A 19,561-nucleotide genomic window follows, 5' to 3' on the forward strand; every position below is an offset into this window, starting at 1 on the left:
TTGCGTTTTGCCCCAATGAACAGCAAAGCGGGCAGTTGCCCGATATGATAATTGGCAAGATTCACAGGATAGGACAATATGCGCATCCTTTTCGTTTCAGCAGAAGTTGCTCCATTTGCCAAAGTTGGTGGCATGGCAGATGTAGTTGGAGCACTTCCTGCCGTCCTTAGGAGTATGGGGCACGATGTGCGCATATTTATGCCTTACTACGGTTTTCTTCCAGACAAAATCACAATTCCTAAAGAACCGGTTTGGTCAGGGTCGGCTATGTTCGAAGATTTCACCGTTTTCGAAACAGTATTACCTCAAGCAGACGTTCCCCTCTATTTATTCAAACATTCAACTTTTTCTCCTCGCCATATCTACGGTGGAGAGAACGAAGACTGGCGCTTTACTTTCTTTGCTAATGGCGCTGCAGAATTTTGTTGGAACTATTGGAAACCTGACATTGTTCACTGCCATGACTGGCATACAGGGATGATACCGGTTTGGATGCATCAATCTCCGGATATATCGACCGTATTCACCATTCACAACCTAGGGTATCAAGGCCCTTGGCGATGGCGATTGGAGCAAATGACTTGGTGCCCATGGTATATGCAAGGACATAACACCTTGGCGGCAGCCGTCCAATATGCAGATCAAGTGAATACCGTCTCTCCAACCTATGCTCAACAGATTCAGACCACTGCTTATGGCGAAACCCTAGAAGGATTGATGTCCTTCATTAGCGGTAAACTCGTGGGTATTTTAAACGGAATCGATGTTGAGTCTTTTGACCCCAGTACTGACAAGTACATTCCCCAAAATTACTCTGCTACCTCCTTAGACAAACGACGAGCCAATAAGATTGCATTGCAAGAAGAGTTGGGCTTAGAGGTTAATTCTGGTGCATTCGTAGTAGGGATGATTGCCCGTCTCGTCGAACAAAAAGGCTTAGATCTAGTCATTCAGGTTCTTGACCGGTTTATGGCGTATACAGATGCACAATTTGTACTGTTGGGCACCGGCGATCGCTACTATGAAACTCAGCTATGGCAAATTGCCTCAAGGTTTAACGGTCGGATGTCTACGCAGCTTCTGTACAATCCAGGATTATCCAGGCGAGTATATGCTGGAGCTGATGCATTTCTAATGCCCAGTCGGTATGAACCCTGTGGCATCAGCCAAATGCTCGCCCTGCGGTATGGATGTGTTCCAATCGTTCGTCGAACAGGTGGATTAGTAGACACCGTTAGCCATCATGACCCCAATGAGCAAACAGGGACAGGCTATTGTTTTGATCGATACGAACCACTTGATTTATATACCTGTATGATTCGGGCTTGGGAAGGATTTCATTATCATGATGCCTGGCAATCACTACAGAAACGAGGCATGCAAGTGGATTTTAGCTGGGCTAAATCTGCAAAGGAATACAATAAGATGTATCACAAAATATTAGGACTGCCCTCTACAGCCATCTCTTAATAACATTTTGAACCTCTATAAGCTGCTGTTGTTACTCACTAATGTGGCATCAAAGACAGGTCGACCGTCTGCTCTTATGAGACAATGCAAGAGTAATAAAATACATATGTCGAGTGAAGAGCTTAGGGCTTGCCATCTTAAACACCAGATGCCAATTTAGTTATTAACGGCTAGCGAATACTATTACTAACAAAAAGCATTGCTGAATGTTATCGATTTGCTGTGTCCACTGAAATAACTGCTGCTTAGGTGTATTGTTGTCTGTCCTCAAGCATTCGTTTACCGTTCAATTCTAATCTCTGAGTTTTACCATGACCATTTATATTGGCAATCTGTCTTACCAAGCCACTGAAAACGATGTCCGAGAAGTTTTTAATGAGTATGGCACTGTTAAGCGAGTTGTTCTCCCAGTAGATCGTGAAACAGGCCGGATGCGGGGTTTTGCCTTCGTGGAAATGACAGAAGATAATGATGAAGAAACAGCGATTGCTGATTTAGATGGTGCTGAGTGGATGGGACGACAGCTAAAAGTCAATAAAGCTAAGCCTCGCGAACGATAAACGATCATTCCAAAATTCTCAGTTGTCTTTAGCTATTCACCTATAGCCTTTCAGTATTAAATCTGTGTCGGGAGCCTCAACGGCTCATAGGGCAGATACGAAAATTCAATATCATGAGCCCTATATTTGAGATTTTTCTCTAAAAAGAAACCGCTTCATCTGTTGGATAACGAAGCGGTTTCTTTTTAGAGAAATTTTATTAAAGGCTGTTGGTACAAACCTCACAAACGCCTTGTCTATATCCAAGTAAGCTGAGAACACAAGTTTGGATGAGTGACCAATGGACACTTAACCCTCAAAACTAAGGGCGACTTAAAGAGTATTTACTAATCAGTTCGACATGCTGGCTTTGAGTACTCAAGCCAACAAATGACCAAAGACAAACTACTTTTGAGAACGAACTATCGTCTTAGTTATGAACGAGAAACCCGCACAAAAGTACCTAGTTAACGATAACTAGGTACTCTCAATCATCCTTTCAAATATCGTGCAAGGATTCTTGACTAGCTTCCCCGGCTAGCGGTTTGAGCATAGAGAAGAATCAGAAACACACAAGGTATGAAGACGAATAAAGCGGTAGCAATTGCACCTAAATCATTAACTGGCATAGGAATTAATCTCTATCTCATCTGGGCATTTATAAACTTTACAATACCATTTTTGCTAAACCTCTTTGGAAAGATTTATCAATACCTACTTGAACAACACGGATGGTCATGCCTCTCTACGCTCCCTTATACAGGTCACAATTGGAATGACGATGACAGCTATGAAGGCTTGGTTTTAATGGAAGCAGACCCAAGCACCAAAGTTTGACAAGCGAGGCGATACGTCTCGGGTTTTCTCTTAAGCTTGGCATCTTCTACAGGCGTTCGAGGAGAAAGGTTCTCCATTCCCTCAACAACCTCAATAAGGCATGTTCCACATTGGCCATAGCCTCCGCAGTTCATTAACTTACCCTTAAACGTGTAGAGGTCAATCTTGTTATCCAGCGCAACCGAGCGTAGATCATCTTCTTCTGAAATATCTATCTCTTGGCTTTCATTAACAAACAGAATGCTGGACATAGTTGGCGATATACCTTGGATCTGAGATTTATTTAGTAAATGTTTACAGGTAAAGGGTTCAGCACAGAGAGTTTAGCAATAAGTTCATCAGCAGACAGGCCGACCAATTGCCAGTACGCCCGAATTTCAAATCGTTAAGTTCTCTTGCATTGAGTCCCTACTCTAGTTACACTTCGTTATACACTTTATTGTTTCGTATAGTACATTAGGTTGCCCTCAATCATTCAAACTCCAGAATCATTTACCACTGTTTCCAAAAGTTTGAGTGTGTCTTGCTTGTTTTAATAATAATCAGCATATTAGCCTACACCGTTGAGTTCTAGTGACTTCAATGTCAACTTAGGTCTGCCATGTAAGCACTAAGTATGATTCAATGAATCACAGTGACGACAGCAGTTGGCTTAAATTACTGAATTACTGCAATTGATACAAGAAGGGCTTCATAAACCAATTGTTTGTGAGGTCTTATTAGGATCGGCCCATTAAAAAAATGCTGCAAGTTAAAGTATTGACGTTTTAAGAGGAGGAGCGTAGTCGATGGGACTACCCTGGTACCGAGTACACACAGTCGTCCTGAATGATCCAGGACGACTGCTATCTGTGCATTTGATGCACACTGCCCTGGTAAGCGGCTGGGCAGGCTCCATGGCACTCTACGAGTTGGCCAAGTACGATCCAAGCGATCCAGTATTAAACCCCATGTGGCGTCAAGGCACATTCGTTATGCCTGTGATGACTCGCATTGGTGTCACTCACTCTTGGAGTGGCTGGACAGTTACTGGTGAGCCTTGGGTTACACAGCCAGGAATTTTAGGCGCACACCTAAACTTCTTTAGTTATGAGGGTGTCATCCTCATGCATATCCTGGCTGCAGGTTTGTTTTTCTTAGCTGCCGTTTGGCACTGGATTAACTGGGATTTAGACATCTACTATCCCGATGGTTCTTCTGAGCCCGCAAGTGATTGGCCCAAAATTTTCGGTCTTCACCTACTGACATTAGGAATTGTTTGTTTCGGCTTTGGATCTCTCCACTTAACTGGAATCTTAGGCCCAGGCATGTGGGTTTCGGATCCTTACGGACTCACAGGTCATGTGCAAGGGGTTAGCCCAGATTGGAGACCATTTGCCTTTGACCCCTACAATCCCACAGGTTTGGTTACTCACCATATCTCTGCAGGGATTGCCCTCATCATTGGCGGCATTTTCCACACTGTTTCTCGTCCTTCTGAGCGCCTTTATAACGCTCTCAGCATGGGTAACGTTGAAACCGTACTATCCAGTTCTGTTGCCTTTGTAGCTGCGGCTGCATTCGTAATGGTTGGAACCATGTGGTATGGAAGTGCAACTACTCCAATCGAATTGTTTGGTCCTACTCGTTATCAGTGGGATAGCGGTTACTTCCAAACTGAAATCCAGCGCCGTGTGCAGTCTGGTCAAACATGGGATCAAATCCCTGAGAAGCTTGTTTTCTACGATTACATCGGTAATAGCCCTGCTAAAGGTGGTTTATTCCGCACAGGTGCTATGAACAGTGGTGACGGTATTGCTAGAGCATGGGAAGGTCATCCTACATTTACGGATTCTGAAGGTCGTGAGTTGTTCGTGCGACGCATGCCCAACTTCTTCGAAACTTTCCCAGTTGTTCTAACTGACAAAGATGGTGTTGTCCGCGCTGACATTCCTTTCCGACGAGCTGAATCTCGATACAGCTTTGAGCAGAAAGGTGTTTCAGTCTCCTTTGAAGGTGGTACTCTAAACGGTCAAACCTTCACCGATGCTCCTTCTGTTAAGAAGTATGCTCGTAAAGCTCAGCTTGGTGAACCTTTTGAGTTCGATCGTGAAACGCTTGGTTCTGATGGTGTTTTCCGAACCAGCACTCGTGGTTGGTTTGCATTCAGCCACTCTTGCTATGCACTACTCTTCTTCTTCGGTCACTGGTGGCATGGCGCTCGTACCATCTTCAAGGATGTGTTCGAGGGTGTTGATCCTAACCTACCTGAAGAGCAAGTGGAATGGGGTGTCTTCCAGAAAGTTGGTGACACAACCACCCGTGCTTAGTCAGTCCTAAAAGGATGTTGAATTCTAAGGAAGTGCTGATTAGCACTCACTAGGTTCAAAAAGAAGGCTACTGAACGCTTCTAAGTCCGACAATGATTAGAATGTGTATAGGTAGCCTTCTTAGTTATTTGAATTAGCATTTATTGAGGGGTTTTAATCCTATGGACGTTATTGCTTACGTATTTATTCTTGCCTGTCTAATCGGGTTGTTTTTCTTTGCAGTGTTTTTCCGCGAGAAGCCTACTCGAATCTAGATTGATCGAGCTTCTAGAGTACTAGCTGCATTTAGGCTAGTTCAATAAGTTCAATGATAAAAACCGCTTTCTTGTGAAGGCGGTTTTTTGCATCAACTGACTTTATTCAGGAATCAATCCTTTAGGAGGAGTGATTTCTATGCGTTTAGTCGCTATATCTACAATAGGGACTAGAGCTGAGACAAATGGTAGCAGAATCGTTTTTGTAGTGTTGTCAAGTTGGATTTCCAGCAGATCATTGCCTGCACTGGCAAGGCTAACGACTGAACCTACGACTGCTTGGGTTTGGTGATCAACAACTGTTACTCCGATCAAATCAGACAGATAATATTCGCCCTCTGCCAAGGTGGGGCGATCATTGCTGCGAACGAGAAGTTTGGTTCCTTTTAGAGCTTCGGATTGATCTCTAAAGTTGACGTTGGCCAATTTAACAACATAAATCCCTTTACGTTCAACAAAGCGACCTCTGATAAGTTGAATCTCTTCTGGAGTCGATGCTTCGGTAGGGGATACTAGCCAGCGGAGGCCCGGCTGGGTAAAGCGCTCAGGAAAGTCTGAATCTGGATAAACTTTAACCTCCCCATTTAATCCATGGGCACCTACGATGGTGCCAACTTCTAACCATTCTTCTGAAGTGTCATCATTGGGTAAATCTGGGGAAAGGGAGTCACTCACCGGCATATCCTTTAAGTTGAAATGAGCTGGAGGGGCCTCATTATGCGTTGTTGCTTCGGTACACTTCTTCAATGACTGGAACAAGTCGCTGCATGGCGATGGTGATTTCTTCGTCAGTGGCTGTTAAGCTAATGCGCAAACATTGATGTTTGTGGGGCCAGTCTTGGGATAAACCGGGAAAGAAGGAGTGGCCTGGGACAACGATAACCCCGACTCGTTTGAGCTGTTGATAGAGTTGCCAGTCTGAGATGGGCAATTCCTTAAGCCATAGCCAGGCAAAAATTGCACCTTCACCCAAATGTAAAAACCAGGGCAGAGTGGAGGGCATATGTTGGTCGAGGGTGGATTGAAGGAGAGCGAGCTTGGCCTGATAGTAAGGTCGGATCACCTGAACTGATATTTCTGCCAAGGCACCAGATTGGATGGCTTGGGCTGCGATCGCTTGTCCGTATCGCCCAGAATGAATACAGACATTGGTTTGGAAGGCCTCTAGGATTTGAATGATACGTTCATCGCCAATGGCAATACCAACCCGTTCTCCAGGCAAGCCAGCTTTAGACAAGCTCATGCAATGGACGATGTTATTCCCTAAGATGGGCGCGATGTCGGTGTAATTTAGGCTGGGATAGGGTGGCCCATAGGCGGAATCAATCAGGACTGGAATATTAAAGGGAGCCGCCAAATCGGCAATCTGTTTGACTTCGGCCTTACTGAGGACGTTCCCCGTGGGATTGCAGGGGCGCGAAAAAATAATGCAGCCTGTAGTTTCATCGAAGTGCAGCTGTTCAAAGTCTGGTCTGTATTTGAACCGATGGGCCGTTTCGTCAATCTCTAAAGTAGGTTGATAGGCTTTTAAGGCTTCTGGGGTTAGGCAAATGCCACCATATCCGGTATAGTCCGGCGAGAGGGGCAAGACAATCTTTTTAAGCCGCCCCGTTTCAGTTGCCCCGCCAAAGGCATTTGCGGCCAGGAAATAGAGGGCTTGGCTGCCTGGTGTAATCAGAATTTGGCGATCCGTTAGGTTTAGGCCATAGCGCTGATTAAAATCTTTTTGAATGGCATCGACAAGGGGCTGATAGCCCTGGCTGGTGCCGTAGCGGCAAACCACTTCACCGTAATCAGGACTTGCTAACAGTTGGGTGGTGCAGTCCCGCCATAGCTGTTCGACCTCAGGTAGGATAACCGGGTTGCCTGCACTGAGATTGATAAAAGATTCATCGGGATTGGCTCTCAAGGTTTCGATAATGTCCTTCATGATGGCGCGAACACCGGTCAATGCAGACATCTGATTGCCAATTTGCGAAAGCGTTGGAGGCATTGATTATGAGCCAATCAAGAGTTTATCGTTTTGCACTTGGGACCTTGCCCAACCAGGTAGGGCAGATCCCAATATCTTAGGGGGTGTGGGCTGAACTCGCAATCCCTTGAGGCTAGTCCTCAGCCATCAAGTTTCACGAATCAAATAATAGATCTAGCAATCTCTGGAAGTTTTCTGTGGTGGGTTGATGTTTATAGTGTCGCAGTCGCTCAATACAGTGTTGTTGATCAGGATGAAACCAATGGGGAACGAGTAAAGATGCAATGGTGGTGCCCCAAAATAAACCCTGAGTCAGACTCGTTACATTCGCCGGTCGCCGCGTTGTACTGGCACTGCTGAAATCTAGTAAGACAGGGCCTTGAGTGGTCACAATACTATGGGCCGTTACACACCGAAGGTTGCCATGATCGAGACCTGCTTGATCGAGCTGAAAGGCTTGCCAAAGCAGTTGATTTAACTGAGCTTTTAGGGTTGTGCGAGTCAATGTAGGAGTCGATTGCAGCCAAGCCAACAATGGTTGCCCCACTACATAGTCCATCAGGAGAAAATTGGGGCTGTTGCCTAGGAGTTGAGGGCCAACTTGGTGAGTATTGGCAAGGGTCAACATCGAGGCTTCTTGGGCAAATGATGGGCGAGAGGCATCTATGCGTCGCCCCTTCAAGGCGACCTGCTGCCCTTGGTGCTGGGCTAATAGAACTAACCCGCAATAGCCTAACCCCAAACAATGCCAGCCCTGAATCTGCTTGGGACCCCAATCATAAATGGCAGTGATGCCTAGATCTGACAATTCGGAGATGCGATCGCAACTCACTTGCTGATCAGGATAAGCCAGCAGCCTCTGTTGAGGGGATTGCAGAATTTCAGCTAAAGGAACAGCCGTTAATCCAGTTAAGTCCACTTTGATGGTTCAAGAGCCCTAATTCGACGCCACCTTGAAAGTCATTAAATGATACCGGTCTCTAGCCAAGAATCCTGCTTGTGAGTAGAGTCGTTTTGCTCTGTTGTTGGCACGGGACACTTCTAAATGCAAAGCCGCAACATCCAAGCTGGCAGCCTGTCGAATTACAAATTCTAAGACTTGTTTACCAATGTCTTGCCCCCGTGCACTTTCGACGAGAAACAGCTCATCAATAAATGCGTCTCGGCCACTTAGCTCAATGCTATAGCCAAAACATAAGGCAACATACCCCACCACTTGTTGGGAGATGAAAATCAACCACACTCGTCCGACTTGAGAATCAGGACTGAGCAAAGGTAATACAGCATCACACCGTTGCTGTTCCGATAGACCAATCTGTTCAAATTCATGATAGGCACGCACTAACGGCAATAAAGCTGCGACGTGAGAGTCATTTGCAACTTGGAAGTGAGGACTATCCATCTTTGGAGCTGAGGGCAGTATTCATCTAGAAGGGGGAACCAAAAGTTAAGACGAATGGACTGTGCGTAAGGCTGCTCCTGCTCTGCCGTCATGAGAAGATTGCGGCGGAATATGAATCTTAAACTCATGGCGTAAATCGCAGAGGCGTTGATCCAAATAAGCAGCATAGTTTTCGGCAGGCCAACGACGCTTCATTCGAAATGCCCGAAGCACGGTCATCAAGATCTGAGGAATACTCTTCAGCCAAGTCTTAAGCAAATGCCAATGTCCAATCTCTGCCAATACACTCCGGTGGTCTTGATGGCGGTTAACACGATGCATGGCCTGCAGCGATACCGTTGTTCCCAAAGCAGTCCAGACATGAGCCAAGATCTCGCCATCTAAATGAGTGGGACAACCAAACAAAACATGAATGGCATCATGCATATCGATATCCGCTAGCAATTCCGGTGCAACTGTGTCTGAGGCATCATTTTCAATTACTTCAGCCTGGTGAAATTCATAAATCCCCTGTCGAAGCGTTTGGGTGGATTGGAGGTTGAGATATTGAAGCGTAGCCATACAGGATACCTCGAAGAACTTGGCGGAATAGTTAAGTGCCAAAGGGAATCTTGACGTTGCTTCCAGCGTAGTGGATATTAAGGCTGTCTCTAGGCATGGGCAATCTTGGCTTCTGTAATCCCTTGTGATTCAAGGGTCACAGCCGCTTTAAAAATCGTGTTCTCGTCATAGGGGCGAGCGATCAGCTGGATGCCAACGGGCAGTTCTCCTGGTAGGAAGATGGGCACTGAGAGCACGGGTAAGCCAATAAAGGAGAGAGGTTGGGTGTAAAAGCCTAGATGGGGACGAATGGGCACCGTTTGTCCATCTAGCTCCATCGTCGTCTGATCAATTAATGGGGCTGGACAAGGCGTTGTGGGGGCAATTATCAGATCGACGGTCTTGAAAATTTCGCGGACCTGATCGCGATACCAACGGCGAAAGCGCTGGGCTTGAAGGTACCAGCTATTCGGCATCATTGCTCCTGCCACAAATCGATCGCGGGTGGCTGGGTCAAAGTCCTGTAGACGCGTTTGTAAACGCTGTAAGTGGAGCTGACTACCTTCACTGGCGGTAATCAGATAAGCGGCAGCTCTAGATCGTGCCGATTCAGGTAAGGTCACGGTTTGGGTGACCTGTAATGCCGACGAGACTTTGTCTAGGGCCTGGGCTACGGTAGAGGTCATGCCTCGGGCGAAATGATCAGTTGCTATCGCAACCCGTATTCCCGTCATATCCCCTGATTTATCAGGGGCAACAGGCGGACGGTCTGTACAAACGGGGTCGCGAGGGTCCGATCCTTGAAGCACCTCAAAAGCCAGGGCAATATCTTCCACAGAGCGGGCAAAGGGACCAATATGATCCAAACTGCTGGAAAACAGGTAGACTCCCGCTCGCGACAGACGGCCATAGGTGGGCTTGAAACCATAAACGCCGCACAACGAGGCTGGCACCCGAATGGAACCATTGGTATCCGAGCCTAGGGTCAGGGGTACGAGGCCAACCGCCACTGCTGCCGCCGATCCACCCGAGGAGCCACCGGACATTCGAGTTGGATCATGGGGATTGGGGGTAACGCCATAGTGATGATTGATGGTGACAAAGCCATAGGCATATTCATCCATATTCAGCGCTCCCACCAAAATTGCCCCTGCAGCTTTGAGGCGGGCTACCGCAGTTGCATCTTGAGTTGCAGGGGGCTGGCTTTGATTAATTTTGGATCCGGCTAAGGTTACGGTTCCAGCAATATCAAACAGGTTTTTAACCGCAAATGGGACTCCTGCTAAAGGACCTGTAGTTTCTCCCGCAGCCAGTTTGCGATCCAGGGTTTCGGCATTGGCTAAGGCAGAAGACTCTAGAAGTGTCGTAAAGCAGTTGTGATCCTCTCGACTAGAGATATGCGTCAATGCTGCTTCAACGATGGATGTGGCTGAACGCTCTCCAGTTTTAACCTGGTGAGTAATTTGAGCTGCCGTCAAACTCATGGTTCAAACTGAGGCGCAGCCTCTAAGGTATCCGGCAAAGGAAAGTCTAAAACGGGCTGAGCAATCCTGTGGATCTGCTCAAAGCTCTCGACCACGCCTGGGAGCTGCTCTGGGGGTATCGATAGTCCAAGTAGCTTAGCCATCTCAGTCACATACGCTGAGGTACAAGCATCCAAATCATTAGATGGTGAAGCTGAAGACTTTGACATGCGGCAGGTATAAAGGGGCAACAGGTCTAGAATAGCGGACCCATCAGCGAATCAGAGCACCAGTTTCCTCGCTGTTGAAAAAAATAGCACCCCAGGGATGTTCTCAATTCCGCCCATAATATAAATAGTGCATAACGACTATCGCCCCCAAAGGAATCCATGGCTAGAGACCTGAGAAAATTTATCCAACGCCTCGAAGAGCGAGGCCAACTCAAACGCATCCAAGCCTTGGTAGATCCCAAACTAGAAATTGCTGAAATTTCAGATCGGATGTTACAGCAGGGCGGGCCAGGACTGCTATTTGAAAACGTGAAAGGCTCGGACTATCCCGTGGCGGTGAATTTATTGGGCACCGTGGAGCGCACTTGCTGGGCGATGAATATGGAGTCCCAGTCCGAGCTGGAGGATCTGGGTAAGAAGCTAGCAATGCTGCAGCAGCCCAAGCCCCCCAAGAAACTGAACCAATTTATCGACTTTGGCAAAGTTCTGTTTGATGTAGTCAAGGCCAAACCCCAGCGAGATTTGCTGCCCCCATGCCATCAGGTAGTGCTCAAGGATGAGCAGGTGGATTTGAATAAAATCCCGATGATTCAGCCCTATATCGGGGATGGCGGCAAGGTGGTGACCTTTGGCTTGGTGATTACCAAAGACTGTGAAACGGGGACGCCCAATGTCGGGGTATATCGCCTGCAGTTGCAGTCGAAGAACACCATGACGGTGCAGTGGCTATCGGTGCGGGGCGGAGCACGGCATTTACGCAAGGCGGCAGAGCAAGGGAAAAAACTGGAAATTGCGATCGCAGTCGGTATTGACCCCCTGATTATTATGGCCGCAGCCACGCCGATCCCCGTCGATCTTTCAGAATGGCTGTTTGCCGGACTCTATGGCGGCAGTGGCGTTCACCTGGCCAAGTGCAAAACCGTCGATTTAGAAGTACCTGCCCAAAGTGAGTTTGTTCTAGAAGGTACGATTACCCCCGGTGAAACAGGCGTAGATGGTCCCTTTGGCGATCATATGGGCTACTACGGCGGCATCAATGAAGCCGCGCCGCTAATTCGGTTTCACTGCATGACCCATCGTAAAAATCCCATCTATCTCACTACCTTTAGCGGACGTCCCCCCAAAGAAGAAGCAATGATGGCCATTGCTCTCAATCGGATTTACACACCGATTTTGCGGCAGCAGGTCTCAGAAATTGTGGACTTCTTTTTACCCATGGAAGCCCTGAGCTATAAAGCAGCGGTTATTTCCATTGATAAAGCCTATCCAGGGCAGGCTCGTCGGGCAGCTTTAGCATTTTGGAGCGCCCTGCCCCAATTTACCTATACCAAGTTTGTAATTGTCGTCGATAAGGATGTGAATATCCGCGATCCGCGCCAGGTAGTATGGGCAGTTTCTTCTAAGGTCGATCCGGTCCGAGATGTGTTTATCTTGCCGGAAACCCCCTTTGATACCCTCGATTTTGCCAGCGCTAAGATTGGCCTAGGGGGTCGCATGGGCATTGATGCGACTACAAAGATTCCCCCGGAAACGGATCATCCTTGGGGAGAACCCCTGAAAGCAGATCCAGATGTGGCAGCGATGGTAGATCGACGTTGGGCTGAATATGGTCTAGCAGATCTGAATCTAGGTGAGGTAGACCCGAATTTATTTGGTTATGAGATGCCCTAGGTCTAGATTTTTAGCTAGCGCCATACTATTGCCCTGTTGGTCCGACTTGCCACAAAAACAGCAGGTTATCTCCAAATCTAGCCCAAGCCATTGATTAGCCTGAAACTGCTGCCAGTACAATCATGAATTTGCAACCGTTGATCAAAACATCATACGAGCAGTGAAACATCTAGCGGGTTGCTCTCACACTATGCCGTAACTAGCGATCAGACGATTAAGTATGCAGGAACTAATGTAGGCATCCCCATGTCCTAATTACAACCGTCGTGACTCCAATTCCTGACTCCAAACGGATAGGTGATATGGATCGACACGAAGAACAGTGGGTCTGGACGACACACTTTTTTGACTGCGTTCTGAGCAAAGAATCCATAATTAATATCCGCGACAAATCGTGCATCGCTAAAGCCCACCATACTCACATCCGAGCAGTTGTCCATGATGTTCTGGCTAATCTTGGACATAAATTGAGGCGAGCTAAATACGTTTCTTATCCCTGATGTTTTCTCTAGAATATATTGATACTTCTGAGGCCGACCCGCAGGTGGGTCGTACATAAAGCCAACCTTGTCCCAATACCCTTTCTGCAGTTTGACTTGGGGAAGTTGATTGATTTGTTCTTCGCCTTGCAAGATTGCTTGACGGCATGAGGGATCCGTCGACGAAGACTCAGTCAGGGGCAAGAAACGCTGCAATCGCCATAGACCCACAGCGCCAAAATAGACAAAAATCAGCCACCGAAGAATCGAAATACAGATAGATAATTTAGTTCTTTCCTGCATAAATCAGTCATCACAGGCTCAGCAGTTCTGAACCCACAAGACTTAGACATCTCACCCAGTAGATTTCCTACAACAGGTTATTTGTTCTAGATGTCTGAACTGGAGATAAAGTCGATCTTGTAGATTGATAGGTTCATTATTCATCACACCTTTTGAGAACGGGGTGACCTCCATCATCTACAGCGAAAGTTTACTTGCCTAGCATGATTCCAGTGTTCGGATACAACGGAAACACTGGACAACACGCCAAGATCGCTCCAGCTGTAGCTACTGATTTTCAAAGTCAACGATAGCCACTCGATCTTGATGCCAGCAGAGCACTGTCTTACTCGGAGGAGATTGCAGACGATGCCACAGATGCGGAGATTTTCTCCAGGATTGTTAGGGTTTGTGATTATTGTGATGGGGCTTTGCAATATAGGGCATCAAAACCCTCAGACTGTATTGGCAAATCCTGCCCGTGAAAACGCAACAGGACTGCCACCAACAGAGAAAAATCCCCAAGTTACGCCTGGATATGTAGAGGCCCAGCACCGCATTCAACAGGCATTAGCAACACAAGCATCACAGTTAGATTTACAAGGGCTCTCTCTAACCCAACTCCCCCTTGAAATTGGACAACTCAAACATCTGGAAGTTCTGAATCTTCGGGACAACCAATTGAGTCGTCTGCCCCCTGAAATTGGACAGCTCATCCATCTAACCACCCTAGACCTCTGTTCCAATCGACTCAATCGCCTGCCAGCAGAAGTCACACAACTCACTACCCTGTCCAAGCTAGCCCTCTGCTTCAATCAGCTGAGTCATTTACCCATGGAAATGGCTCAGCTCAAGCATCTACAATCTCTGGACCTCACGGCAAATCAGCTGACTAACCTGCCATCAAGTGTTACACAACTGAAAGAGTTGCAAACGCTAGATCTCAGCAATAACTGGCTGAAAAGCCTGCCGCCTGAAATCGCACAACTCAATAAGCTGAGACGGCTAGACTTGTTTAGAAATCAACTGAGTGGTCTGCCGCCAGAGATCATAAAGCTCAATAATCTACAAACCTTAGGATTAGGCCATAACACACTGAGCAGTCTACCTGCGACTATTGCTAAGCTTACAAACCTCAAAAAACTAGACCTCCGTGCAACTTCACTGAAGCGCCTACCACCAGAAATTCTTCAGCTCACTAAGCTGCAAGAGCTGGACCTCAGTGACAATAAACTCAGTAGCCTACCACCCGAAATCGCACAACTCGTCAATCTGCAATCTTTACGACTCAAATTTACTCAGCTCAGTCACCCGCCAGCAGAATTGTCTCAACTCACCCATCTGCAAGAGTTGGATTTAAGTGGCAATTCCCTCAGCAGTCTGCCTAGAGAAATGGCAAAGCTCAAGAAGCTGCAAAAGCTAGATCTGAGTTACAACTCATTGAGAAACCTGCCAACAGTCATCACCCAACTGACCACTCTGCGATCGCTAGACCTGAGAAGCACTCAGCTTAACAGCCTGCCACCCGAAATCGCACAGCTCATCAACCTGCAATCCCTTGATCTCTATGACAATCCACTAACGCACTTACCCCAAGAAATTGGAACGCTCACCCATCTCAAAAAGCTCAATCTGAGTAAAACACAACTGACGAACCTCCCCCCTGCAATCATGAAACTCAAAAGGTTGCAGTCCCTAGATTTCAGTGGAAATCAACTCAGTAGCCTACCGATAGAAATCACGCAGATTATTAGTCTTAAAGAGCTAAACCTTAGTTTTAATCAACTCAGTAAACTGCCCGCAGATATTGGACAACTCAACAATCTCCAAGAGCTAGACCTGAGAGAGAATAAACTAGATAGCCTACCGAAAGAAATTGGACAACTCAACAATCTGAAATCGCTAGTTCTCAGATTCAATCAACTCAACACCCTTCCCCCTGATATCGGACAGCTTAAAAATCTAAAATCCCTGTCTATCCATGGCAATACCCTCAGTAGCCTGCCACCCGAAATCGGAAAGCTCAGCAGTCTGAAATCGCTCATTCTTAGAAGTAATCGATTGAGTAGCCTACCACCCGAAATCGGAAAGCTCCATAATCTGAACTCGCTCAATCTGGTTGAGAATCAACTGAGTAGCCTACCAATCGAAATGAGAAAACTCCAGAATTTAAGGGAGTTAGATCTTAGAAATAATCGACTGAGAAACCTACCGCTAGAAATGGGGCAGCTCAAGAGTTTGGGATTGGTGGACTTGAGTGACAATCAACTGAGCAACCTGCCCAAAGAGATGGGGCAACTCTACAATCTCACAGTGTTATCCCTTGATCGCAATCAACTCAGTAACCTACCCATCGAGATAGAACAGCTCTGGCCATCAACCAAGATAACGGTGGAGGGAAATCCACTGCCCTCCCATATCTTGAAGCGATACCGTCAGCCTTAGGGTGAAGTTACGTCAAACAGTCAGCGATTGCATATTACGAGCAGGTAGAAATCATAATTATGGCTGCGATCGCTCCCACAATCGCCCTACCTCTTTCAAGACTGGCACAGTCGGCGAGTCCATAACCTGAGCCTTAGGCTTCAATGCTATTCCCGTATCCTGTTTCCACAAGGCTGTTGCGTTCTCTTCCAGTTTCACATCAGGATGAACTGGGCGAAAACCATATTCAATCAATATTTTTTGCTGAGCGGGCTGTGACAGATAGTCAATAAAGTCTTGGGCTTTTTGGGCCGTTGGCTCATCCACTTGGCGGCGAACAATTGCTGCTGTGGGTTTGTTTTCCACCGTCGGGTTGATTTCATAAATTTGATAGGGTTGGCCTTGAGTCACCTTGGACTCCTCCCACCGGTTCAGGGCCACACTTTCGTAATTAGTGATGATATCGGCATCATTCGCTCCCCGGACTACAAACTCCTGCATCAAAATATCGCTAGAGCGGGCAGGCTGGTAAATCGAACGCTTCAGAGTAGACACCGCCGATTGGGCGATCGGACTATTCAAGTCAGCTGCCTGCAAGGAAGACGTTTGCAGCTTATGGGACAGCCAGAGACTCAAGGTCATTTGCCCACTATTAGAGCGAGTGGGGTCCGTCATTACAAAGTCAAAACTGCCCCAGTTAGCAGAGCCACCGAACGAACCCCACTGCTGAGCCTTCATTGCCGTTTCGAGTCGATTCCAACTAAATTTTCCGTCTGGGAATAGAGCCTTGCCCCGTGCCGGCCAGGTAATGGCAACGAGGCGAGTTTTCGCCACCGGGGTCGGGTCACCATAAAAGGCAGGCCCTGAGGATTGAGCCGTCCATCGCTGCTCTAGGCGTTTAAGGGTGTCCTGATTGGCAGGAATTAATACCGTAGGTTGAAAATCATTGCGGTCATCAATAAAGCGATTCACCATATCCAAGGACCCCTGAACCTTGAGGTCAATGCGGATCTTAGATTGTTGTTGATGGAAAGTCTCAATCAGCTTTTTTAGGGGTGGCTCTAATTCCGAGCCACTGACTACTACCAGGGTTTGGACCTGATCATCGGGCAAGGGATAAAAGGTCAATCCTAGAGATGCAGCGATAATCGCCAGAGAAATATATAGGGACCGCTGAGACTTCACCATGTTTCTCCCTAGGTCAATACCAACACATCCAGGTTTTCTTGAAAATCTCGCAGCTCATCACTGAGACTCTTAAGTTCTGCAGATTGACTCGCCTCAGCTAAGTTCGCACTCCGCAACTGATTCTGCATGGCCTGCAATACGCCAGCCGACTCAGCAATCAGTTGGGACAGACTCAAAAGCTGGGCCTGACGGGCATCTTGGCCCTGCTGAGCTAGGCTGATATTGCGCTGGAGGCTTTGGTCAAGCTGTTGGAGTTGTTGTTGAGTGGCTCCAGAGCTTTGGGCTAACTTCTTTTGGACGGTAACCCGCTGCTGCTGCAACTCCTGCACGGACAAAATTGAATCATCACCATGGAGACGTTCGGCCATTGCTTCGATTTTTTGGGGCAATTCGGTGGTGCGATCGCACGCATACTGCAACGTCCCCAACAACTCCATTTGCGAAGATTGGGTCAGCAAGTTTTGAGCTTCTGTCTTCAGAACCTGGGCCTTGTGAGCTAGCTTGTTTGCTTGGGTGCGCAAATTACCCAGTTCCTTTGCCACAGAAGGACTTCGAGGTTTGGGCTTTGCCCCTAGCGAGGACTCAGATGCAATCACACCTGCGCCAATCGTAGCCACTCCCGCCGCTAAGGGCAGCATCACAAAATGATTAAGCTTGGCAATCCGCACGCCGCCCACTAAAACAATTCCACCGGCTAATACCGCGAGGGGATGATACAAGGGATTAACAAGTTTCACCACAGCATCCTCATGACTGGCACATGAACTTCTCTAAAACTCCACTTGTAAGTCTGCCATCAACTGGGCGATGGAGGCGGGATCTCCTTGACGATAATATCCGCCATTGGCTTCCGCAATCTGCTTCAGTACATCCGGAGCGAAATCCCCAGCATTGCCATAGCCAACTGTAAAAATAGCAATCCGCTGTTCCCCTTCAAAACCACTCTTTTTCAGAGCTGATAACAATTGAGGTAATTGCTGGCCAGACCCTGAATCTTCACCATCGGTCAGCACGATGACTGCATTAATGGCATTGGGTCGTAAATTCTGGGTGAGCCAAGTCTGCGCCGCCAGAATGGAATCGTACAACTTGGTATTACCATCCGCCTTTAAGGCCACGACAAATTCCAAACCTTTTGACTGACCTTCTGGCGAACCATCTACGGATACAGGCTTACGAACGACTGAGTCAAAGTCGATGAGTGTAACTTTCTCTTTGGGGCCAAGACCTTTCAAGTAAGTCTGGAGTGTAGACTGCACAGCGGCTAGCTTGGTCCCCGTCATGGAGCCCGACGAATCCACCACAATCACGACCTGTGAAGGTTTCTTGGCTGCGGTTTGCCAGGACTGCAGCATCGCTTCCACCACTTCCGGTTTGGGAACCCGAAAAGAATCATACTTGGGCTGGGCTTCGACCCCCCAGGTTTGAGTAAACTTATTCCCCAAGGCGACTCCAGGCGTTCCGGGTCGTAATCCCAGCGTCGTCCCAATCTGTTGGGTCTCTGGCTGGCGTATATATCGAATAATTTGCTCAGCGGCCTCTTTTTCAGCCGGACTTACCCAAGGACCAGTCGATAGTACTCCCCGCATATTCGAGGTATAGGTAATCCCAGGGTAAACGGCTTGATAGCGAGGTTGTCCTGCAGGAACCTGAGCATTGGCCGCAATCACGGAAGATTCATACACCGACCCCACCGACGCCCAAAAAGGCCCATTAGCCACCATCGCCTTAGCGAGGGAGGTCGTGGAGGTCCCATAACGTGTAATTTTTTGCTGGATTTCGCCGACTTTACCTTGGTGAGCACCCACATCAGCGACCGTCAGCTGATCCGGTCGTTTGCCTGAGACTGACGCAAACTGAGCGACTAGGGTTTGTAATCCTGAGTTAGAACGAGTGGGGGCCGTATGCACATATCGCAGGGGCAACGGCTGGCTACCCGCATCTAAGTCTTTATGGCTTTTGGCCGTGAGCAATGCTTGAAATGGATCTTTAGTCTTACGAAGACTTTGGGCTAAATCCTCCCGCACCATAAACACCATCGGACTATTGGCCAGCAAAGGCGCATCCGCTACGGTCGGCAAATAATTTTGTCCTGGAAAAAGCTGGCTGAATTGATAGGCTAGCTGGTCAACGTAAATGTCACCATCCAAGGAAACCAAGGTCGGCCAACTCGGATCTTCCGCCGAAACACTGCCATTTTTCAGAGCATTCGCCTGGGTCAACAACTCGGAAACAATATCTCCACTGCCTTTGGCCACACACTTCACCGTAAAGGAGCTGCCGTCCTTCAGCTTAGGTCCCGTTTGATTGAAACGCTCCATACTTTGTTGGCAAAAATCTCCCATGGCACTCCCCACCAAAAAGGTGACCTCCATGCCTGGACTGCTCGAAGAGCTACCAGTGGGTCCACCGCCACTACAAGCAGCACTCAGGGAGACCAAGACTGCCGCCTGACAGCGCAGTAGGATTTTACGGGTCGTTTGTTTCGCCATTCCGAAATA

At 47.7% G+C, this 19,561-nt stretch carries 19 protein-coding genes; 6 read left to right on the forward strand and 13 right to left on the reverse strand.

The features are described 5' to 3' along the window. The first annotated feature begins 78 nt into the window (after positions 1 to 78). Together glgA and AM1_RS09060 are read left to right on the forward strand one after the other, a co-directional pair. Positions 79 to 1,470 carry a glycogen synthase GlgA gene (gene glgA / locus AM1_RS09055; protein WP_012162532.1) on the forward strand — a complete coding sequence of 464 codons (1,392 nt, stop codon included), beginning with the start codon at positions 79 to 81 and terminating at the stop codon, positions 1,468 to 1,470. Positions 1,471 to 1,781: 311 nt separating this feature from the next. Next, the gene (locus AM1_RS09060; protein WP_010474492.1) at positions 1,782 to 2,030 is read left to right on the forward strand and encodes an RNA recognition motif domain-containing protein; all 249 of its coding nucleotides are present in this window, start codon (positions 1,782 to 1,784) and stop codon (positions 2,028 to 2,030) included. A gap of 503 nt (positions 2,031 to 2,533) precedes the next feature. Here the strand turns inward: AM1_RS09060 and psbM are convergent. Beyond that, complete coding sequence (gene psbM, locus AM1_RS38600; RefSeq protein WP_010474494.1) at positions 2,534 to 2,638, reverse strand: photosystem II reaction center protein PsbM; 105 nt, start codon at positions 2,636 to 2,638, stop codon at positions 2,534 to 2,536. A gap of 159 nt (positions 2,639 to 2,797) precedes the next feature. After that, positions 2,798 to 3,097, reverse strand: coding sequence for a 2Fe-2S iron-sulfur cluster-binding protein (locus AM1_RS09065; protein ID WP_012162533.1), 300 nt, complete (start codon positions 3,095 to 3,097; stop codon positions 2,798 to 2,800). A 537-nt stretch (positions 3,098 to 3,634) separates the two neighbouring features. Here AM1_RS09065 and psbB point away from each other — a divergent pair. After that, a complete protein-coding gene (psbB, locus tag AM1_RS09070) occupies positions 3,635 to 5,155 on the forward strand; it encodes a photosystem II chlorophyll-binding protein CP47 (protein ID WP_010474498.1) in 1,521 nt (506 codons plus the stop codon). A gap of 161 nt (positions 5,156 to 5,316) precedes the next feature. After that, entirely contained in the window at positions 5,317 to 5,409 is a 93-nt protein-coding gene (locus AM1_RS38605) for a photosystem II reaction center protein T (RefSeq protein WP_071819940.1), read from the forward strand. Positions 5,410 to 5,511: 102 nt separating this feature from the next. Here the strand turns inward: AM1_RS38605 and rimM are convergent, their stop codons facing one another. The 7 genes from rimM to AM1_RS38610 form a co-directional block, all read right to left on the reverse strand. Then, entirely contained in the window at positions 5,512 to 6,090 is a 579-nt protein-coding gene (rimM, locus tag AM1_RS09075) for a ribosome maturation factor RimM (RefSeq protein ID WP_012162534.1), read from the reverse strand. A gap of 34 nt (positions 6,091 to 6,124) precedes the next feature. Beyond that, positions 6,125 to 7,402, reverse strand: coding sequence for a valine--pyruvate transaminase (locus AM1_RS09080; protein ID WP_012162535.1), 1,278 nt, complete (start codon positions 7,400 to 7,402; stop codon positions 6,125 to 6,127). Between the two features lie 133 nt (positions 7,403 to 7,535). Then, entirely contained in the window at positions 7,536 to 8,300 is a 765-nt protein-coding gene (locus AM1_RS09085) for a serine/threonine protein kinase (protein WP_012162537.1), read from the reverse strand. 18 nt (positions 8,301 to 8,318) lie between these two features. Then, positions 8,319 to 8,783: a GNAT family N-acetyltransferase gene (locus AM1_RS09090; protein WP_012162538.1), complete on the reverse strand. Its 465-nt coding sequence runs from the start codon at positions 8,781 to 8,783 to the stop codon at positions 8,319 to 8,321. A 45-nt stretch (positions 8,784 to 8,828) separates the two neighbouring features. Further along, a complete protein-coding gene (locus AM1_RS09095; protein ID WP_012162539.1) occupies positions 8,829 to 9,344 on the reverse strand; it encodes a hypothetical protein in 516 nt (171 codons plus the stop codon). Positions 9,345 to 9,433: 89 nt separating this feature from the next. Beyond that, complete coding sequence (locus tag AM1_RS09100) at positions 9,434 to 10,807, reverse strand: AtzE family amidohydrolase (RefSeq protein WP_012162540.1); 1,374 nt, start codon at positions 10,805 to 10,807, stop codon at positions 9,434 to 9,436. Beyond that, positions 10,804 to 11,016, reverse strand: a complete 213-nt coding sequence (locus tag AM1_RS38610; RefSeq protein ID WP_238549204.1) for a DUF4089 domain-containing protein — start codon at positions 11,014 to 11,016, stop codon at positions 10,804 to 10,806. Before AM1_RS38610 ends, AM1_RS09100 begins: the two co-directional genes overlap by 4 nt. Positions 11,017 to 11,175: 159 nt before the next feature. On the opposite strand from AM1_RS38610, the gene AM1_RS09110 reads away from it, so the two are divergent. Beyond that, positions 11,176 to 12,687 (forward strand): UbiD family decarboxylase, encoded by a 1,512-nt coding sequence (locus tag AM1_RS09110; RefSeq protein WP_012162542.1) that lies wholly within the window; start codon positions 11,176 to 11,178, stop codon positions 12,685 to 12,687. 251 nt (positions 12,688 to 12,938) lie between these two features. Here AM1_RS09110 and AM1_RS09115 read toward each other — a convergent pair whose 3' ends face one another. After that, positions 12,939 to 13,469: a hypothetical protein gene (locus AM1_RS09115; RefSeq protein WP_012162544.1), complete on the reverse strand. Its 531-nt coding sequence runs from the start codon at positions 13,467 to 13,469 to the stop codon at positions 12,939 to 12,941. A 348-nt stretch (positions 13,470 to 13,817) separates the two neighbouring features. On the opposite strand from AM1_RS09115, the gene AM1_RS09120 reads away from it, so the two are divergent. Further along, positions 13,818 to 15,893, forward strand: a complete 2,076-nt coding sequence (locus tag AM1_RS09120) for a leucine-rich repeat domain-containing protein (protein ID WP_049783715.1) — start codon at positions 13,818 to 13,820, stop codon at positions 15,891 to 15,893. Positions 15,894 to 15,950: 57 nt separating this feature from the next. Here the strand turns inward: AM1_RS09120 and AM1_RS09125 are convergent, their stop codons facing one another. Genes AM1_RS09125 through AM1_RS09135 form a run of 3 tightly spaced genes read right to left on the reverse strand, consistent with a single transcriptional unit; the run spans position 15,951 to position 19,552 of the window. Then, on the reverse strand, positions 15,951 to 17,060 hold the full coding sequence (locus tag AM1_RS09125) for a substrate-binding domain-containing protein (RefSeq protein ID WP_012162546.1): 1,110 nt from the start codon (positions 17,058 to 17,060) through the stop codon (positions 15,951 to 15,953). Between the two features lie 8 nt (positions 17,061 to 17,068). Further along, positions 17,069 to 17,797, reverse strand: a complete 729-nt coding sequence (locus tag AM1_RS09130) for a hypothetical protein (protein WP_012162547.1) — start codon at positions 17,795 to 17,797, stop codon at positions 17,069 to 17,071. 33 nt (positions 17,798 to 17,830) lie between these two features. Continuing rightward, entirely contained in the window at positions 17,831 to 19,552 is a 1,722-nt protein-coding gene (locus tag AM1_RS09135) for a VWA domain-containing protein (protein ID WP_012162548.1), read from the reverse strand. Between the last annotated feature and the right edge of the window lie 9 nt (positions 19,553 to 19,561).

Origin of the sequence: Acaryochloris marina MBIC11017 (assembly GCF_000018105.1) — a bacterium.
GTDB classification, from domain to species: Bacteria; Cyanobacteriota; Cyanobacteriia; order Thermosynechococcales; family Thermosynechococcaceae; genus Acaryochloris; species Acaryochloris marina.

Excerpts from the sequence above, each read along its gene's own strand:
- AM1_RS09060 (WP_010474492.1), top strand. The coding sequence starts at position 1,782 with ATGACCATTTATATTGGCAATCTGTCTTACCAAGCCACTGAAAACGAT.
- AM1_RS09135 (WP_012162548.1), bottom strand. The coding sequence starts at position 19,552 with ATGGCGAAACAAACGACCCGTAAAATCCTACTGCGCTGTCAGGCGGCA.
- AM1_RS09080 (WP_012162535.1), bottom strand. The coding sequence starts at position 7,402 with ATGCCTCCAACGCTTTCGCAAATTGGCAATCAGATGTCTGCATTGACC.
- AM1_RS09115 (WP_012162544.1), bottom strand. The coding sequence starts at position 13,469 with ATGCAGGAAAGAACTAAATTATCTATCTGTATTTCGATTCTTCGGTGG.
- AM1_RS38610 (WP_238549204.1), bottom strand. The coding sequence starts at position 11,016 with ATGTCAAAGTCTTCAGCTTCACCATCTAATGATTTGGATGCTTGTACC.
- glgA (WP_012162532.1), top strand. The coding sequence starts at position 79 with ATGCGCATCCTTTTCGTTTCAGCAGAAGTTGCTCCATTTGCCAAAGTT.
- AM1_RS09095 (WP_012162539.1), bottom strand. The coding sequence starts at position 9,344 with ATGGCTACGCTTCAATATCTCAACCTCCAATCCACCCAAACGCTTCGA.
- AM1_RS09090 (WP_012162538.1), bottom strand. The coding sequence starts at position 8,783 with ATGGATAGTCCTCACTTCCAAGTTGCAAATGACTCTCACGTCGCAGCT.
- AM1_RS09120 (WP_049783715.1), top strand. The coding sequence starts at position 13,818 with ATGCCACAGATGCGGAGATTTTCTCCAGGATTGTTAGGGTTTGTGATT.
- AM1_RS38605 (WP_071819940.1), top strand. The coding sequence starts at position 5,317 with ATGGACGTTATTGCTTACGTATTTATTCTTGCCTGTCTAATCGGGTTG.
- AM1_RS09100 (WP_012162540.1), bottom strand. The coding sequence starts at position 10,807 with ATGAGTTTGACGGCAGCTCAAATTACTCACCAGGTTAAAACTGGAGAG.
- psbM (WP_010474494.1), bottom strand. The coding sequence starts at position 2,638 with ATGCCAGTTAATGATTTAGGTGCAATTGCTACCGCTTTATTCGTCTTC.
- AM1_RS09065 (WP_012162533.1), bottom strand. The coding sequence starts at position 3,097 with ATGTCCAGCATTCTGTTTGTTAATGAAAGCCAAGAGATAGATATTTCA.
- AM1_RS09125 (WP_012162546.1), bottom strand. The coding sequence starts at position 17,060 with ATGGTGAAGTCTCAGCGGTCCCTATATATTTCTCTGGCGATTATCGCT.
- AM1_RS09110 (WP_012162542.1), top strand. The coding sequence starts at position 11,176 with ATGGCTAGAGACCTGAGAAAATTTATCCAACGCCTCGAAGAGCGAGGC.
- rimM (WP_012162534.1), bottom strand. The coding sequence starts at position 6,090 with ATGCCGGTGAGTGACTCCCTTTCCCCAGATTTACCCAATGATGACACT.
- psbB (WP_010474498.1), top strand. The coding sequence starts at position 3,635 with ATGGGACTACCCTGGTACCGAGTACACACAGTCGTCCTGAATGATCCA.